Genomic DNA, 17,109 nt, shown 5'->3' on the forward strand with positions numbered 1-17,109 from the left:
TCGTTAGGAAAACATCAAAAGTACGACGAAAAACCCTCCCCAAGTAAGTACCTGTAGTACCTGCACGCAAGCATGAAGACAAAATCGCAAGAAAAATGGGTGTGCGCCTCCAAGCACACCCATAACATGAAGACGACTTTCGTCGCTCTCTAATATAAGTTCAGCACGCCTCAGCCGTTATTGCGCAACGAAGTTCTAGCGGAAAGCTCCCTAAAAGTCGCCACTTCCTGAGGTGTCAAGGGCTTGAGTCCACGCGAATTGCTCATCGCCACCTGCTCCCCGTCTCCAGTGAACAAGTGCATCTGGAATTCCGCAGTTTCCTTGTTGAACTCACTCGTGGAAACGCGAACACGTAATTCGACGATTTCTTCCGCTAATAGGTCGCCAATGTACTTCGCCCGAGCAAATCGGCCTCGCCCTTCCATCTCGCCTGTTTCCAAATTATGAATGTCATAGTCGACAACGATAACGCAATAGGCTCCTGGCATATCCGTCTTCGGGATAATCGTCCCTTTAACATGGACCGTATCCGCCAGCTCTTCAGCCTCGAAAGTACCCATGTCTAGGCTGTCTTGCATGCTAGATTGAAAGTCCGAGTTGTTCTGCTGAACATCTTCGATTTGAGACTGGATAGCCATGTCGCCGGGGCTCGCATCGACCGAGAGTGGATCACCTTCCAACTGGGAGCTCAACATAGAAACTGCGATTTCCGACTGAACCGCAGAAAACTGCATGTCCGAGACCGCTTGCGCGGAGCGCTGCAAATTCGTCATCGACGTGGTCGAAAACTTCATCTCGAGCACATCTGCAAAACTTTCCGACAGCATCAGTTCGGCCCTCACGCGGCAAGGCGCTCGCAGCGAGACTTTTTTTACGTCAATGCCCGCGTCGACAAAAATATTCTTCTTATCCACGCTTACGATTGGGAAATGGGATTCACCAGCCTCTGCGCTGACACTAGTCCCGAAGAAGAGATAGCCTCCAGGCTCCGACTCTTCCTGCCCGCTCATCCAAGGAATGGCTATTAAGGCTAGAGCAGTCGAAACGGCGAGGCATTCGGAAGAAAGGAAAGTTTTCATAATAATAATTGGGATCGCGGTCTGAACTTATAACGCATATTGCAGCATTTCGGTTTCGATTTTCAATCTTTCTCGTCAAAATGGAGGTAAGTCTTATCGGCAACGGCCTGCAAACTCCTTATTTTCGATGCGTCGAAAACCCGGCTCGTCACATACGTCAATGACGCCTTCCTTGTTTGGCACAATACAGAGAAACTCGAATCCCTCTTTCTCGTCCGCTTCATACCAATGGGGAGCCCCCTCCGGAATCAGAACGGCATCCCCAATGTTTACCTCAAAAACCTTCTCCCCAATTCCCACACGCGCCTTTCCTTTCAGAACGTATTGTTCGTGCTCTTCAGCATTCGTATGCTCCGGAATTCCTCCGCCCGGCTCCATGATGAAGCGCCTCAGAGCGAAATTCGGGCCTTCCTCGTCATTTATTAGAACTTGCAGCTTCGTTCCAGTTCCGGCTTCCACAACTTCCGCAGCAACGGATTCAGATGATTTTACAAATAGCCTAATCGACATGTTTCGAACTAAAAAGCCAGCCCCTAAAAGACTAATCTCAGTTTGCCAAAAAAGGTCCGATCGGCCTCGACGGACCCGCAATCGACCCTCAATGCGAATTATTGCGTTGCCAGACGCAGAACTTTCTATACGCGCGTATGGTTTCCTTGAGAGTAGTCTTTGGATAGCAATCAAAATTAAGCACAATGGCAACAGACCTAACACTTTACAGAAATATCGGAATCTTCGCCCACGTGGACGCGGGTAAGACGACCACAACTGAGCGTATTCTAAAGCTCACTGGCAAGATCCACAAGATCGGCGAGGTTCACGATGGAGCGGCAACAACAGACTTCATGGAGCAAGAGCAGGAAAGAGGCATCACGATCCAATCGGCTGCCACGACCTGTTTTTGGAACAACCATCGTTTTAACATTATCGATACGCCAGGCCACGTTGACTTCACAATCGAAGTTTATCGTTCCCTGAAGGTACTCGATGGAGGCGTCGGCGTTTTCTGCGGCTCTGGAGGCGTTGAGCCCCAGTCCGAGACCAATTGGAGATACGCCAATGACTCCGAGGTTGCTCGCATTATTTACGTAAACAAGCTAGACCGCATCGGCGCCGACTTCCTACGCGTCGTCAACCAAGTGGAAACCGTGCTCGGAGCCAATGCACTTGTAATGGTTCTGCCTATCGGTCGCGAAAGTGAGCTCAAAGGCTGCGTCGACCTGCTGACGCGCAAGGCTTGGATCTGGGACGATTCTGGAGACCCATTGAACTTCACGATCGAGGATGTTCCTGAGGACATGAAGGACGACGTTGAGGAATGGCGCGAAAAACTCATCGAAACAGCAGTCGAGCAAAACGACGAGCTAATGGAAAAATACCTCGAGGGCGAGGAACCCGCCATTGATGATATCAAGGCCTGCGTCCGCAAAGGAACGATCAATTTGGACTTTTTCCCAACTTACTGCGGCTCTTCTTTTAAGAACAAAGGGGTACAACTCATTTTGGATGCGGTAGTCGACTACTTGCCCTCTCCAACTGAGGTAAAGCCACAGCCAGAAATCGATCTGGAGGGCAACGAGACCGGAGATGTTGCCACGGTTGATATCGACAAACCATTGCGAGCACTCGCGTTCAAGATTATGGACGATAAGTATGGCGCACTCACCTTTACCCGTATCTATTCGGGCAAGCTGGCAAAAGGCACCAGCGTTCTCAATACCTTTACGGGTAAGACAGAGCGTATTGGCCGTATCGTGGAAATGCACGCCGACTCTCGTGAGGAGGTTGATTCTGCCCAGGCGGGTGACATCGTAGCCCTTCTTGGGATGAAAAACACCCAAACAGGTCACACACTCTGCGATCCTGACAATCCGGCAACTCTCGAGCCAATGGTCTTCCCAGATCCCGTTATCTCAATCGCCATCGCGACTCGCGACAAGGCGAATGCTGAAAAGCTCTCCACTGCCATTGGAAAAATGATCAAGGAGGATCCTTCCTTCCGCGTCGAAACTGACGAGGATTCTGGAGAAACGATTATCAAAGGAATGGGTGAGCTTCACTTGGATATCAAAGTAGACATCCTCAAACGCACCTACGGCGTTGAAGTAGACGTCGGTAAGCCGCAGGTCGCCTACCGCGAGTCTATCACTCAGCGCATCGAAGACAGCTACACACACAAAAAGCAGTCTGGTGGTTCCGGTCAGTTCGGTAAGATCGATTACATCATCGAACCACTTGAGTCCGGCGAGGGTTTCCAGTTCGAGTCGAAGGTTGTTGGCGGCAACGTTCCTAAGGAGTTCTGGCCAGCCATTGAAAAGGGCTTTGCAAAGTCGATCGATAGAGGAGTCCTTGCGGGCTATCCCACAGTCGATTTCAAGGTTACGCTTACCGACGGGTCCTACCACCCGGTCGACTCATCAGCGGTTGCGTTCGAAACAGCTGCTCGCGCTGGCTATCGCCAAACGATGCCAAAGGCGGGAGCACAAATACTGGAGCCGATCATGAAACTCGACGTGTTCGTTGGCGAAGATAATATCGGGGATGTCATTGGCGACCTCAATCGCCGTCGCGGTATGATCAAGTCTCAAGAGCCTACCGCTACTTCAATTCAGATCAAAGCGGACGCTCCTCTTGCTGAAATGTTCGGCTACATTGGCTCGCTCCGTACGATGACCTCGGGTCGCGGACAATTCTCAATGGAGTTCTCGCATTACGCACCTTGTCCGAAGAACGTGGCTGAGCAGGTAATCAAAGAAGCCCTCGAACGCGAAGAGGCGAAGAAGAAGTAGACTCCTTTCCGCTTCCCCTAATTGCAACGCTCGCACCCAAAAATGGGGCGAGCGTTTTTTTGGCTCTCTTTGCGGGAGCAAATTGATCTATCAAATGGCGATCCAGGCCCCTCATTGTCTCACCACTAAGTTGGCGCAATTTCAGCTAGTCTAAGATTCTTGCCAAATTGGAAATATTGATGAATATAAATCAACGGACACGTTTCCAAGAGCGTTGGACTTAATACCTCCTCAGAACAACTAAGAGAACCATGATCCGACGATCCGAAATGAAAACCATGCGGACGGTCCTTCTTTTCGTTGGAGCCACGATTTATTGCCTTTCGATAAACGCTCAGGAAGGCACAACCGAACCTGAGGAAAACATCACGCCGAGTATTCTGAATCCAGAAAACATCTTTTCTGAAGAGCGTAAAATGCTCCGGCGACTCACTTCCGGCGACTATCCTTTCCGTCGAGGTATTTTTAAGAACGATATCCAGATTAAATCCAAACAGGTTCGTCTTGAATCGGGTAAGAAAATCAGCCTAGTGTGGGGGCGGCCGAAGAGGGCAAAAATCGCCCCAGCTGTCTTTGTTATCGATGTGGAATCTGCCTCACTGAGCAACCAGCCCAGCCGACGTTTTTTTGGGAGATCCAAAAGTCGCCGTGCTCAAAAGGAGAATGAAGCACGCTACCTTCTCACCTCTCCATTCGGTAGTAACTTGCTCGGCCAAGGATTCGTGGTTGCCTATGCTGTCGCAAAAGATTTGGCATCGCTTCGATCGGCTCGAACCTCTGACTGGGTCGAGATGTTCGACGAAATTCGTGACCAAAAAGAAGTCGATGAAAGCAGCTTCTTCCTGATGTCGACCAAGGAATATGCCAACTTGTCTATCTATCTCGCGAGTACGTATTCGTTTAGTGGATTTATCCTTGAGGAACCCCACTACATGCTTTTCACAAGGCAGACTCACAAAGACGTTATCGAAGAGAGCAAATGGCTGACCTCTGAACAGATTTGGAGACGCACCGATCCTTCTCGCAGGGAATTTTACCACAAGATTTTCAGCAATATCTACTCGCCCATAATTATCATTCGTGCAGAGGATTCACCGGCGTATGACTTTAACGAGAAGACGTTGCTTGATTCCCTAAGAGAATCTAACACTTACTTCGAAACAATCACACTCAATCAGATTCCTCGTCGGCTAATGCCTTTGGGCGATGCAGACGGAGTTCTAAATACTGAACCGAGGGTGAGCTACAATCCTAACTCCGTTTCAACCTGGCTAGAGGGAATGATCAACTACTTGAAGGTCAATTCCGACACGATGCCGACTGAATTGCAAAAACGGGCGATCATATATTAGAGCTGCAAGTACGTCGGTCAAAAAGGCCCACGAGTCGGCGTTGCATGAAGGGCGAAGACGCTTGCCCTTTTTCCCTACACGCTCCCTATTTGAGACATGAACCGGGCCGTCTCATTGTTATCCATTCTAATGCTGTCAAGCGCATCGTTCGCGGCTGACGTCGAACAAGCGACCCTGGGTCAAGTTCTCGCCGAGATCAAATCGCTCAACGAGAAGGTCTCTGCGTTGGAAGCGCGTCTCGCCAAATACGAAGAAGTTTCTGAAGTCCCCAACGTCGTTTCCCAGGCAGCCGTCGCGTACGCCGCCTCCAATCCTCCGCCTAAAGGCGATAAAAACAAGTGGTACGAGAACTTGAGAATCGAGCTACGCAAAGCAGAAGTTCGAGCGAGTGGAGACTGGGTAAATCCCGATGCCTGGGACAAGCTTGCCTTGAAGATGAAACCTGAAGAAGTCGTGGCTATTCTCGGCGAACCGATGGACAAGAAATTCTCCATTCGCAAAGACACGGACGAAATTTTAATCTACCGAGGTGATCTCGATGGGCAAGGTAACACGGTCAAAGGCGAAGTGAGAATCTACAAAGGTAAGGTTAACAAAATCCTCGTCCCGGATTTCTAAGAATTCATTGAGACCAGTTCGAGTCCTTTATTTTTCAAAATTCAGCCTTAAGTCTGCAACCTTCAGCCTTAATCTCGACACATCTCTCAATTCTCTCCAAAACCTTCCCCCTTATGACGATTTTGGAAGATCTGCATTGGAGAGGACTACTGAACGACTGCACAGCTGAAGAGGCTTTAGCTGATCGACTTGCCGACGGGCCCATATCATTGTATAGTGGCTTTGACCCTACTGCAGATAGCCTCCATGTCGGCAATCTCGTGCCTCTCATAGCTCTTAGGCGTTTCCAGAACTATGGTCACAGACCAATCGCTCTTGCCGGCGGAGCTACTGGAAGCATTGGTGACCCATCGGGCAAAAAGTCTGAGCGCCAGTTACTCACTAAAGAAGTGCTCGACCACAATATCGAGTCAGTCAAAACGCAGCTCGCCAGTATACTCGATTTCAACGAAGCCATCGTAAATACCGCCCGACTTGTCGACAATGCAACTTGGATGGCCCCAATCAGCTTTCTCGATTTTCTAAGAGATGTTGGCAAATATTTCACCGTAAACTCCATGGTTGCCAAAGAAAGCGTACGTGCTCGCATGGAAGACCGTGATGTAGGCATCAGCTACACAGAATTTTCCTACATGCTGCTGCAAGGGTACGACTTCTACCATCTCTACCAGTCAGAAAATTGCGAACTCCAAATCGGCGGCAGCGATCAATGGGGAAACATCACCATCGGTACCGAGCTGACACGCAAAAAGGCGGGGGGCACTGTCTACGGCCTCACCCTACCCCTCATCACTAACGCTGACGGGACCAAATTCGGCAAGAGTGAATCAGGCGCCATTTGGCTAGACCCTGCTCGCACCAGCGTGTATCGCTTCTACCAGTACTTCATCAATGTCGATGATCGTGACGTCATTCGCTACTTGAAATACTTTACTTTTCTCGACCAGGATGAAATCGCGGTACTCGAAAAACAGCACGAAGAAAATCCTGGCACAAGATTAGCCCATCGAGCTCTCGCCCAAGAAATGACGCAGCTCATCCACGGCGAAGAGGCCACCGACGATGCCATCAAAGCCAGCCAGATTCTTTTTGGGGGTGGTCTCGAAGACATTTCGGAGAACGCTTTGCGAGCAGTGGCCAACGAAATACCGGACGCAACGGTATCCAGTGATACCCTTTCCGGTGAAGGACTCTCTCTACTGGACGCTCTCGTCGAATCAGGCCTGTCCCCATCTCGTGGCCAGGCCAAAAAAGATATCCAAGGCGGAGGTGTAAACGTGAACAATAAACGGATACAAGATCTTCAATCAAAGCTCACCTCGCCCGACGTCCATTTCGACAAATATATCCTCCTCCGCCGTGGAAAGAAGAACTACGCAGCTCTGATTGTGGAGTAGCTCAGTGCTCAACCTGAGCACACATTCTCGTACAATGCTCAGGCTGAAGCACTGAGCTACTAGTGAAAATCATACGAGTTCGCAGCCGGCAGCGCCCCCACTACCAGCGGTTCTATTTTCTCGGCTTTCACGTGGATTACGTTTTGCAAGTTCTGCAGCGTTCCTGAAATCAGGAGGAATCTTTCCTGTGTAATCACAAGCCGACTACGCTCGAACATCTGCGGCATCACTACAATGTTGGATATCCCCGTCTCATCTTCTAGCGAAATAAACAAAAAACCCTTCGCCGTTCCCGGCCGTTGACGGCAAATTACCTGTCCCGCCACTCTAACCCGGTTTCCATGCGGCGTGTGATCCAAGTCCACTGACGTCCAGACCTGCGACAGTCGATCCCGAACTGCAGCCATGGGGTGCGAGCCCACCGTCACGCCTACACCCCGATAATCCGCCTGCAGACGCTCTACGTGCGTCATTACCTCCAACGGACTCAGTCCACGATTATCCTCCACCTCTGCATCCGCAAACAAGTCCTCTGGATCGTAGCTCGACTCCACCGACCACAAGGCATGCCGCCGGCTCTTCTCGAAACAATTCAAAGCTCCGATTGAAGCCAGCGTTCGCAATTCGTCCCGGTCGAAACGAGTCCGCTTTCTAAAGTCCCGCAAATCAGTAAACCCATACTCCTCCCTAGCTCTCAGCATAGCTTCCGCATGAAAACGGCTCACTCCATTTACCATGGTCAGACCCAGTCGGATCGACTGTTCGCTCTCCACGATGCACCGCCATCCAGAAACCGAAACATCCACCGCTCGAACCCGAATACCATGCCGCTTAGCGTCTTGGATCAAGGTCGCCGGTGAATAGAAACCCATCGGCTGATTGTTCAATAATGCCACATAAAACTCCGCAGGGTAGTGAGCCTTTAAGTAAGTACTAGCGTAAGCCAGCAACCCAAACGAAATCGCATGACTCTCTGGAAAACCATAATGGGCAAAACTGGAGACCGACCTAACTACCTGTTCAATTTTCTCTTCCGGAACCTTTCGTTCGCGCATCGCTTTCACCAAGTCCTGCGTCACCTGGTTAATCCGGTCATCTATTCGATAGAAACTCACCGCCCGTCGTAGTTCCTCGGCCTGAGCGCCAGAGAAATCAGCCATAACCATCGCCACTTTCAGAATTTGCTCCTGAAAAAGGGCCACCCCCAATGTCCGTTCCAACATCGGTTTAAGGCGATCGTCAATATACTCAATCTTTTGCCGACCTGCCCGTCGCTCCAAATAAGGATTCACCATGTTTCCCTGAATGGGACCGGGTCGGATGATTCCCACCTCGATAACAACGTCGTAGAACTCATTCGGTTTCATCCGCGGCAGAGTCGCCATCTGAGCTCGACTCTCAATCTGGAAAACCCCGATCGTATCGGCCTTCTGCATCATCTCATAGGTTGCCTTGTCGTCTTTGGGAATACTCGCGAGGTCGATACTCTTCCCCTTAGCCCTCACCGCTTCGAAAGCATCTTGCATTACCGCCATCATTCCTAGACCCAACAAGTCCACCTTCACCATCCCCATATCCTCACAGTCCTCCTTGTCCCACTGAACCACGGTTCGCCCCGGCATGCTCGCTGGCTCTAACGGCACCACTGAGTCTAGCTCACCTTCACAAATAATCATGCCTCCTGAATGCTGGCCCAAGTGCCGCGGTAGGCCCAAAATCATAGGAAACAACCGAGCCAAGGCAGACGCTCTCGGATGACTAGAAGCGATTCCCGACTTCTCGAATTGCTCAGAAATCGAGATCTCATGCGAGTAGTTATGGCTTCCATACAACGAGGAAAAACGTCCTAAAACCTCATCAGAAAAGCCAAAGACCTTGCCAATTTCCCGAGCCGCGCTCCGCCCACGGTAGGTAATCACATTCGCAGTCATAGCTGCCCCATTTCGACCATAACGCCGGTACACTTCCTGGATTACCTGTTCCCGTCGGTCCCCGCTAGGCAAATCGATGTCTATATCCGGCCAACTCCTTCGCTCCTCATTCAAGAAGCGCTCGAAGAGCAATCGCCCTTCCACGGGATCCACCGGCGTAATCCCCAAGCTATAGCAAACCGCGCTATTGGCCGCACTTCCTCGTCCTTGAGCCATGATATTGTGCTCTCGGCAGTAGTTCACCAAATCCCAGACAATCAGAAAATAGCCGGAAAAGCCTAAACGGGCAATGATGCTAAGCTCATGACGCAGTTGACGCTTCACCACCAGACTCAGACTCCGATACCGCTGTTCCGCCCCAAACCAGACAATCTTCTCCAAAAAAGAATCCATAGATTCCCCTCGAGGTACAGGAAAACGAGGAAACTCGTATCCAAGATTCTCCAACGAGAATTCACAACGTTCCGCAATGCCAAGTGTGTTTTTAATAGCCTCGGGCATATCCCGAAACAAATACCCCATCTCTTTCGCTGGCTTGACAAAGCGCTGGGCATTCCGACTTAGCAACATTCCTGCCTTGTCCAAATGCGTCTTCTCTCTCAAGCAGGTAAAGACGTCCTGAGTCAGCCGGCCCGCTGGCGTCGCATAACAGACTCCATTAGTCGCCACAAGCGGCAGACCCGAAGCGACTGCCAAGTCACGCATCGTCGCCACCCAGCGCTCCTCTCCTCGAATCAAATGCCGCTGAACTTCGAGCCCCAAATCTTCGTCGGCAAAAATCTCTCGAAGACGCTTTAAACTTCTATCTAGACCCGAAACTCCGTCCTGTCGCCACGCTTGGTAAAGCGGCCCATCCTCATCCCCTGTCAAAGCGACCATTCCTTCTGCAAACTCTGGCAGTTCGTCCCAAGCCACCTGCCCCTCACCCTTCTCCGACCGCAGCTGGGCCCGAGTCAGAAGCTTACACAAATTTCGATATCCCTGTCGCGATTTAATCAATAACGGTAAAGCGCTCCCATCTTCCATCGCCAGTTCACAGCCCACGATGGGACGCACTCCCTGTGCACGCGCTTCCTTATAAAAACGTGGCGTCCCATAAACACCCCCTCGATCACAAACCGCCATCGCATCCAGCTCCGCATCCGCACAAGCCACCGCCAACTCCTTAGGCCGCGACGCCCCTCGCAAGAAGCTAAACGCCGTCCGTGCATGCAGTTCGATGTAGCGATTAGCCATTGCGTTTCAGCCTTTCGAAAACATTCCATACCCAACCAACCAGCCTTAAGCCTAGCCCTGAGCGTTTCCAATAAGTCGCTTTCGAGCGGACGACGTAGGATTCGAAACACAAATTCCGGCTTTCGACTTGAGGCATACCCGGAGGGTATTTCGAAATGAGAAAACGAAACTTGGGCTCGAATCCTGCTAGAACGCCCAGGAATTGGATTGATTGGATACGCTCAAAATCAGTCATACATCCCCTCGACCATCCACTGTGTCCGCTCCTTCACGAGGCGGTACACTCCGCCAGCCTTCAGTTCCACATCCCATTCCAGCCGGTTCCATCCTCCGGACTCCCACCATTGCCCCGAGTGGGCCCAAGGGCCTCGGCACTGGGCCACCATCCCGCCTGCCCGGGAACAGCGAAACCAAATGGGACGCCTTTCCCCTACCCTGACTTCCGCCTTCAACGGGGGACGAAAACGGCGCAGGACCAATCCGAACTGCGCTTTCGTCCCCAGTCCTTTCATCGGAGGCGTTGTCGTTGGCAAACGCTCGAGCGTCATTCCCTCAGGCCGCCCACTCAGTTCCAGGCTGGGCCGGCCCACATTGTCCGCCCCGACAATCCCCGCCACCTGAGCCAAGGTTTGGGTAAACCGATGCGAATCTTTCAGGCTCGTTTCGAACAAGCCTAGCTGGCTTTCGTTTCGATCAATCGGATCGACTTTAAGACGGAGACCCACCACTGCCGAATCAGTATCCATTTTCTCCAGCCGAGTCGACAGCATCATGAACAATGCCTCCGAATCGCTAGTAGGGTCTGGGATTTTGAGCGATATCTCCATCGCTTCGATCCGCTCTCCATCCTCCAAACGAATATCCGCCAGCTCTAGCTTCAAGTGGATGGACTCGACCACCAGGGCGGATACCCGCAGTCGCAGACAAAGTTGATCCAGAAAACGGCGAATGAGAAACAGCAAGGGCTCCAGCGTATCGACTTCGTATTCGAATTCTAGCGACTCTTCGTAAACTTCGGGCAGTTCCGAAATTCGCAATGGCCGCTCCTCCCGACCTGAAATCCGATCCCAGAAGGCCAAGCCCTCCGCGCCCAGTCGCTTGCCCACCTCCTCTCGAGACAGCTGGGCAAAGGCCCCCGCCCAATGAATCCCCCATTGATCCAAAATCGCCTCCAGCTCCTCCGAGGGTTCCACGGCCTCTATCGGAAGGGAGTTCAAGAATTCCTTTAACGAACGGTGAGGAAGACCGGTCCTTTCCGGCTCTGCGACCATCGCCGGCCACCCATCCTCCACCGCACCGGCTGACTGAGGACAGTCAGCCCTACCTTGTAAAGAGAGCTCCCCCACAACCGTAACACCCTTTGATTTGCGGGCGACGAATAAGGCGATATCTGGCGTGGCCCCAACTCCTATGCGTCCTCTCAAGCCAAGTCCCCTCAAAACAGATACGATTTCCTGACAAGAATCTACAAGCGTCTTCCAATTAACCCCGACCAGGCCAATCGAACACACCCCAGGATAGGTCTCCTCCACTCGAGGCGACAGCGAATAGGCGCAATCGAACAGGGCTCGCCCCGCCAAGGCTTCCGCTTTCTCCGAACAGTAGCGAACGACGACCTCCTCGCAGCGGGCGATCGCCTGTGGCAAGCTCAAGCCAGGAAGTGCCCCTGCCCTTTCCGCCGCTCGCGTACAGTCGATCACCAGTGGCTTAGCCAGCGATTCGTCCACCAGAACAACCGGCCTCCCCCGAAGCCCTTCTTCCAGCCGCAGGACCGCCTGCAAGGGAAAACGCGGAATATCAATCACCGTGTACATGGTATCTTGCCTTTCATCCCGCTTGTATCAGTTGAGGGAAATCTCCCATTTCCTGTTTGCGAAGGCGGAGCACGTCGAACACGAGGCCCTTCGAGACATCGGCCAAATTCGCATCGCACTGTGCCACCGTCAGGCGCCCGGCTAGGGCTACCCGGATCTGGGCGCTCGGGATCATGGGACTCGGCGTGAAAACGACTAAAGTCCCCTCCCATCGGCCCACTAATCGCTGTAGGCGATACCAGGCCGTCGAACGCGTCCGCTTCAAAGCCCACCCAGCGCAATCACGCAAATCCACAATCACCATTCCTAGGTTTTCGTCGCGCAGCAGTATATCCGCCGCCCGCAAAGCCTGCTCCACCGACCCACACCGCACCCACATAAGATGCTCGATCAAAGCAGGCGGCGCCGTTTGCGGGTCAAAGGCGTTCGCCCCATCGACCAACGCCGCAAAACGGCGTTCCTTACGAGCCCCTTCCAACAAGTGGAGGAGCACAGTTTGCCCGCCCGAACTTGGAGTGGAAGCGACGAACTCGCACAAAACGCCAGTCGACAGTCCTCCCCCCAAAGCCCGGTCGAAATGATCGATGCCAGTCCCTAAAGTGTCCCGATCAGTTCCAGCCGCCCAACGGACGCCTTCCCCTACGATTTCCCTAAGGCTAACTGGCTCCAGTTGAACTGCTCGAGCAAGCGCCACATGCCTAGAAAAGCGCCTCGATCCGAAACCTGTCAATCGTTTTGGTGTTCATGAACACTATTAATCTAACATTACTAAATCGAGTTCTTCGAAATTTCGAAAACCCTTGTCTAGAGTAACGAAGGAGTGCCCGCCTGCTAAGGCAAATCCAGCGAGATAGGCATCCGCCACACGCTCCGTCGCCTTACCGAAAGCCATGCTGAATTTGAGCCAAATTGCCTGCAAACCGCTCGGCTCATCAAGAAAGCATACGCTAGGCTCTTGAAGGAATCGCCCGTAGAACGTCCATGCCTCACACATTGTCAACGCGTTCCCTTGCATCACCACATCCGAGGTGATTAGCCTGATCAAACCCAACTGAGCTACTCCGCATACGAGCAAGTTTGAGCCTCAGGAAGCAGATCGAACCAATGACAGACCTTGCGATGCGACTTGTGCTGAGTATCAGCTAAAGCCAACAGACATTAACGTCAGCAAGAACGCCCATACCGCTTCGCGTCCTCAGCCATCAGCAGGGATTCAATCTCCTCATTGCTTAAATCGTAAGCCTTTCTCCCCCTTTGGGGAAGTTTCGGTAATCGGGAGGCGTCCGGCTTTTCCGCCGCTTCGCTCAGAACCTGCCTGAGCCCCTGCATAACCAACTCCCTAAAAGTCGATCCTCTCTCTGTCGCAGCCATTTTAGCCGAGCGGGCAATTCATCCGGTAATTCAATTGTCGTGTGCATATTACACATATATGCCCATAGTGTGCCTCTCAATCTTGAGATCCAAGACTCCTTATTATCATTAGGCTTGTCCGGCATGAGCTGCCTCAACTAAATTCCAACTATTATAGTCAGTTTGTTCAAAATACAGCTGCAGCCAACCCATGAGCAATTGGCAGACCAACCTAAGGCAGAAATCGTATAGCCAATCCTTTATCTGGAAGTCGGCTATCACTATTCTGCTGTGCGGGTTATCCATCGGGGCTCTGGTCGATTTGCTTACTGATTCAAAAGCAGGCCAGCTCCGCCAGCATATTGCCCTCGAATTCTCGAATCCAAATTTTCCCTACTCGGACAACTCCCTCGTTAAAAGCAGCATCGCTCCGACCGCCTTGATTACCCAATTGGAAAACGAAGGCATTACGATAGAGGAGTTCTTTATTATCGGGCCCTATCTTTACCCGTACTATCAAGGCGAATTGGCAAAGCGTATCGATGGACTATTGGGCGGTCAATTCGACACAGAGCTGGCATCGATGCTAGGAGACTATCTAGCCTCCTTTGCAGGCCCGGAAGATCCTCGGAGAGAAAATCTGGAATCGAAAGCCTCTCAGGAATTCCCACCGCGATACGCGAACCGACTTCTTGGAGAGATTGAAGCGCGAAATGGCTATTACCACAGAGCCTACCCCTACTTTAAGCGAGAAGGCCAATTCCCCGATGCCCGACAATCCCGCGAACGCGCTGTCAACATGCTGCTTCGCAATGACAAATTCGACGAGCTGCAAGCGCTTCTCAACGACCCAGCTTATGAGGAGCTCATCAGTTTCCGCGTTCGACTCGATATTGCCACCCACCAGAAGGATTGGCTGGAGGTCGCTAAGCTACTCCCCTTTGAGCGTTTCTCAAATTTCGATGTGCCGATGGCCATCATCGCAGGAATCACCGCGATTGTTTGGGCGGCCCTCCTGTTCCGACTCGGCCAGATAAGTCCTTGGCTAAGTCGAACCAGCTCCTTGTGCTTACTCGCGCTTTTCGCTGGAGCGCTAAGCACGATCCCAACTGTTTTCCTTGTCATCGTCGAGGATACTTACGTTGGGTATCAGCCAGATGGAGACCTCATCCGGATGCTTGCTTTCTTCATCGGAGGAGTTGGTTTGAGAGAAGAGTTTTGCAAGCTGCTTTTCTTTCTGCCTTTTGCGATCTACTTCGCCAAACAAGGCGAAGAGCGCGACGCATTCATCGTTGCCAGCTTCGTAGGCCTTGGCTTCGCAGCGGAAGAGAATATTGGTTACTTTTCACAATCGCTCGCACTCGCAGCTCCAGGGCGGTTTCTGACCGCAAACTTCTTCCATATCGCTCTGACCGGGATGGGAGGGCTGTATCTTTGCCGAGCTTTACGGCGTTCGAACTACAACGATTTTTTCTACATCTTCGGGATCATGATCGTCGTGCACGGTCTCTACAACACTCTGCTATCCTTGCCTCAATCGGATGTCGGACCATTCTTCGCGATGACCGTCTTCATCCTACTTTCAATGCACTATTTTCGAGAACTCTACTCGATGAGCGTGCGGACGGTTCCAACCTACAGTCTAAGCTTTCTCTTCGTATCGGGTCTCTGCCTGATTCTCTCCGGTCTCATCATTTTTCAAGCTTCCCAAATTGGCCTATCCACAGGACTTTTACTGATTACCCCAGAAGTGATTGGAAGCGTCGTAATCGTCTTCATGTTCTTTCGAGAATTCAACGAAGCCTTAGGGGCTTGAGACGACTGACGACCCATTCGCAAGAATGCGAAAACGGACAGACTATGGATGGTGAGGTAACCACCTCTTTTTAAGGGATGACGACAACGTGTTTGGGGCAGCCCCAATGTTATCAGGACGCTGATTTCACCTGACACCTTCAATCACTACCCGCTTGTGGTCGCAGTGAAGACGAAAACGAGCGCCAAGCACTTCCAAGTACAGACTGACTCTGGCGTCTTCGTCATTGATGGTCTCAAAATGAATTAATCGAATCGGGTTGAAAGAACGAGTCAGCATATGCCGAATAGGCTCCGAGGCACGCTCAACAACTGGATTCTCCGGTGGAATATGAAAGATCACTGCTTTCCCTCTAAGCAGAACTTCTAAAATGAGCTCCTCTCCACGATAAGCAAGTCTCGTAGACGCCAGTCGTTTAGGAAGTTTGGCTTTCAATGCCTCTAGTCCCAGTCCGCATAACGAAGCAGGATCGATGGCACTGAGCCAGTAGATCGCTTTTTTCCCGGGCTGTTGACAATATGGTCCAACAGCGCGGGTAAACTGTTGATAGCGGCATTATAGGCAGGGTGGACCGGTCGAAGAGCCTGAGCCCAGTCGAAGGACCGAGACGGTCCTTCCTACCAAGCCACAAGACTGGCAACGAAAGTCCCGCTTTGCATAGGAGCGGATTTCCCAACCAAATTGAGACCGAAAAATAGCCCTAGCCAAAGAATAGCGACTCAGCCAAGGCATCATCCGGATTGAGCAAATGGATCGCAGCGTTCATAGCGTGGTCGTCTCCACTAATATTTGCCCTCAAGTGCGCCACTCCTGATTTGAAATCCAGCATGCATTCGGCGGAGCTGCCATTGCCGTATGAAAATCTCAGCGTTGGAACAGACTGTGGATCGACAGATAAACTACAGGATACGCTTTCTGCTGGTTTGGTTTTATCGACGCAGTTTCCGCAATCCCCCAGAACACTTTGTATCCAATTACCTAAAGCGACCATTTCCGCTTCGTGATCCGCGGAGGTCACGATTTCAATCCTATTCAATCTATCCACGATGTCCTCTGCAGAAAATACACTGAAGAATTGCCCAATACTCTGTCTCGCTGAGAGTGTCCGGGCGAATGCCAAGTCATACACCTTTTCAGGCTCTGCGATATCCAGCATATGCGGCTGATACGTCTCAGAGGCGGTATCGACCACGACACGATTTACGTTTTTGAAAAAAGACTGGTAGTCCGAGAGATTTTCCGGAGAATCGAATCGATAGGGCCAGTAGTACGTTGGGAGGTCGCTTTCTAGGAATATGGAAATTTGATCCTCAAGATACTGTTTCTGCTTGAGGGTGTAACCAAATATGATCGCTTCACAGCAACTCATATCCCCTTGACCTTCTCCAATGTAGCACTCCGAGAAAATCTTGCAGACAATCCCCTGCCCTGTAGCATTCTTATCGCGAGAGGGGCACAGGGCAATGATTCGACAAGGGTACCGCCGGGAAAAACTAATTACTGACTGAAAGAGTTCCTCAGACTCCTCGGTGGAGGCTTCAAAACCAAAGTGAAGAATGAAATTCATTCTGGATGCTCTGAACTCCGATGGAGCACGGCTTCCCTCCGAAGACGCAGGAGCATCCCACATATTTGAGAGTGAGACCAAGGCTTCGCCTACGGGAACCTCCAATCCCGGAAGACCCCGATAGATCTCGTTATGTTCTGTTGCTAGGCATTCAACCATA

15 protein-coding genes are annotated in these 17,109 nt (G+C 51.6%); 6 read left to right on the forward strand and 9 right to left on the reverse strand.

Translation table 11 applies throughout. From position 1 onward, the window contains the following. Nucleotides 1-170: 170 nt before the first annotated feature. Together GA004_RS14815 and GA004_RS14820 are read right to left on the reverse strand one after the other, a co-directional pair. Nucleotides 171-1,079, reverse strand: a complete 909-nt coding sequence (locus tag GA004_RS14815; protein WP_283394654.1) for a hypothetical protein — start codon at nt 1,077-1,079, stop codon at nt 171-173. Between the two features lie 93 nt (nt 1,080-1,172). After that, nucleotides 1,173-1,589 (reverse strand): cupin domain-containing protein, encoded by a 417-nt coding sequence (locus GA004_RS14820; RefSeq protein ID WP_283394655.1) that lies wholly within the window; start codon nt 1,587-1,589, stop codon nt 1,173-1,175. Between the two features lie 185 nt (nt 1,590-1,774). Here GA004_RS14820 and fusA point away from each other — a divergent pair, with 185 nt between their 5' ends. From fusA to tyrS, 4 genes are all read left to right on the forward strand, one after another. Beyond that, nucleotides 1,775-3,868, forward strand: coding sequence for an elongation factor G (fusA, locus tag GA004_RS14825; RefSeq protein ID WP_283394656.1), 2,094 nt, complete (start codon nt 1,775-1,777; stop codon nt 3,866-3,868). 251 nt (nt 3,869-4,119) lie between these two features. Beyond that, the gene (locus GA004_RS14830) at nt 4,120-5,220 is read left to right on the forward strand and encodes a hypothetical protein (protein ID WP_283394657.1); all 1,101 of its coding nucleotides are present in this window, start codon (nt 4,120-4,122) and stop codon (nt 5,218-5,220) included. A 129-nt stretch (nt 5,221-5,349) separates the two neighbouring features. Next, nucleotides 5,350-5,838, forward strand: a complete 489-nt coding sequence (locus GA004_RS14835) for a hypothetical protein (protein ID WP_283394658.1) — start codon at nt 5,350-5,352, stop codon at nt 5,836-5,838. Nucleotides 5,839-5,951: 113 nt separating this feature from the next. Next, nucleotides 5,952-7,235, forward strand: a complete 1,284-nt coding sequence (gene tyrS, locus GA004_RS14840; protein WP_283394659.1) for a tyrosine--tRNA ligase — start codon at nt 5,952-5,954, stop codon at nt 7,233-7,235. A gap of 59 nt (nt 7,236-7,294) precedes the next feature. Here the strand turns inward: tyrS and GA004_RS14845 are convergent, their stop codons facing one another. From GA004_RS14845 to GA004_RS14865, 5 genes are all read right to left on the reverse strand, one after another. Then, nucleotides 7,295-10,402, reverse strand: a complete 3,108-nt coding sequence (locus GA004_RS14845; protein WP_283394660.1) for a DNA polymerase III subunit alpha — start codon at nt 10,400-10,402, stop codon at nt 7,295-7,297. 227 nt (nt 10,403-10,629) lie between these two features. After that, nucleotides 10,630-12,216 carry a Y-family DNA polymerase gene (locus GA004_RS14850; RefSeq protein WP_283394661.1) on the reverse strand — a complete coding sequence of 529 codons (1,587 nt, stop codon included), beginning with the start codon at nt 12,214-12,216 and terminating at the stop codon, nt 10,630-10,632. A 13-nt stretch (nt 12,217-12,229) separates the two neighbouring features. Next, nucleotides 12,230-12,910 (reverse strand): P-loop NTPase family protein, encoded by a 681-nt coding sequence (locus GA004_RS14855; RefSeq protein WP_283394662.1) that lies wholly within the window; start codon nt 12,908-12,910, stop codon nt 12,230-12,232. A 60-nt stretch (nt 12,911-12,970) separates the two neighbouring features. Beyond that, a complete protein-coding gene (locus GA004_RS14860; RefSeq protein ID WP_283394663.1) occupies nt 12,971-13,210 on the reverse strand; it encodes a PIN domain-containing protein in 240 nt (79 codons plus the stop codon). Nucleotides 13,211-13,380: 170 nt separating this feature from the next. Then, nucleotides 13,381-13,587 carry a hypothetical protein gene (locus tag GA004_RS14865; RefSeq protein WP_283394664.1) on the reverse strand — a complete coding sequence of 69 codons (207 nt, stop codon included), beginning with the start codon at nt 13,585-13,587 and terminating at the stop codon, nt 13,381-13,383. Between the two features lie 190 nt (nt 13,588-13,777). On the opposite strand from GA004_RS14865, the gene GA004_RS14870 reads away from it, so the two are divergent. Then, entirely contained in the window at nt 13,778-15,382 is a 1,605-nt protein-coding gene (locus GA004_RS14870) for a PrsW family intramembrane metalloprotease (RefSeq protein ID WP_283394665.1), read from the forward strand. Nucleotides 15,383-15,508: 126 nt separating this feature from the next. On the opposite strand, the gene GA004_RS14875 is transcribed toward GA004_RS14870, so the two are convergent. Both GA004_RS14875 and GA004_RS14880 read right to left on the reverse strand, forming a co-directional pair. Next, complete coding sequence (locus GA004_RS14875; protein WP_283394666.1) at nt 15,509-15,817, reverse strand: hypothetical protein; 309 nt, start codon at nt 15,815-15,817, stop codon at nt 15,509-15,511. Nucleotides 15,818-16,082: 265 nt separating this feature from the next. Beyond that, complete coding sequence (locus GA004_RS14880) at nt 16,083-16,949, reverse strand: glucose-6-phosphate dehydrogenase assembly protein OpcA (RefSeq protein WP_283394667.1); 867 nt, start codon at nt 16,947-16,949, stop codon at nt 16,083-16,085. Here GA004_RS14880 and GA004_RS14885 point away from each other — a divergent pair. Next, the gene (locus GA004_RS14885; RefSeq protein ID WP_283394668.1) at nt 16,939-17,073 is read left to right on the forward strand and encodes a hypothetical protein; all 135 of its coding nucleotides are present in this window, start codon (nt 16,939-16,941) and stop codon (nt 17,071-17,073) included. The genes GA004_RS14880 and GA004_RS14885 overlap by 11 nt on opposite strands. Nucleotides 17,074-17,109: the final 36 nt, after the last annotated feature.

The organism is Candidatus Pelagisphaera phototrophica (assembly GCF_014529625.1).
GTDB classification, from domain to species: domain Bacteria; phylum Verrucomicrobiota; class Verrucomicrobiia; order Opitutales; family Opitutaceae; genus Pelagisphaera; species Pelagisphaera phototrophica.

What these genes read in the sequence shown, in the direction of transcription:
- GA004_RS14850 (WP_283394661.1), bottom strand. Translation starts at nt 12,216, where the DNA reads ATGTACACGGTGATTGATATTCCGCGTTTTCCCTTGCAGGCGGTCCTG.
- GA004_RS14860 (WP_283394663.1), bottom strand. Translation starts at nt 13,210, where the DNA reads ATGTGTGAGGCATGGACGTTCTACGGGCGATTCCTTCAAGAGCCTAGC.
- GA004_RS14845 (WP_283394660.1), bottom strand. Translation starts at nt 10,402, where the DNA reads ATGGCTAATCGCTACATCGAACTGCATGCACGGACGGCGTTTAGCTTC.
- GA004_RS14865 (WP_283394664.1), bottom strand. Translation starts at nt 13,587, where the DNA reads ATGGCTGCGACAGAGAGAGGATCGACTTTTAGGGAGTTGGTTATGCAG.
- GA004_RS14870 (WP_283394665.1), top strand. Translation starts at nt 13,778, where the DNA reads ATGAGCAATTGGCAGACCAACCTAAGGCAGAAATCGTATAGCCAATCC.
- GA004_RS14880 (WP_283394667.1), bottom strand. Translation starts at nt 16,949, where the DNA reads ATGAATTTCATTCTTCACTTTGGTTTTGAAGCCTCCACCGAGGAGTCT.
- GA004_RS14830 (WP_283394657.1), top strand. Translation starts at nt 4,120, where the DNA reads ATGATCCGACGATCCGAAATGAAAACCATGCGGACGGTCCTTCTTTTC.
- GA004_RS14820 (WP_283394655.1), bottom strand. Translation starts at nt 1,589, where the DNA reads ATGTCGATTAGGCTATTTGTAAAATCATCTGAATCCGTTGCTGCGGAA.
- fusA (WP_283394656.1), top strand. Translation starts at nt 1,775, where the DNA reads ATGGCAACAGACCTAACACTTTACAGAAATATCGGAATCTTCGCCCAC.
- GA004_RS14885 (WP_283394668.1), top strand. Translation starts at nt 16,939, where the DNA reads ATGAAATTCATTCTGGATGCTCTGAACTCCGATGGAGCACGGCTTCCC.
- GA004_RS14835 (WP_283394658.1), top strand. Translation starts at nt 5,350, where the DNA reads ATGCTGTCAAGCGCATCGTTCGCGGCTGACGTCGAACAAGCGACCCTG.
- tyrS (WP_283394659.1), top strand. Translation starts at nt 5,952, where the DNA reads ATGACGATTTTGGAAGATCTGCATTGGAGAGGACTACTGAACGACTGC.
- GA004_RS14815 (WP_283394654.1), bottom strand. Translation starts at nt 1,079, where the DNA reads ATGAAAACTTTCCTTTCTTCCGAATGCCTCGCCGTTTCGACTGCTCTA.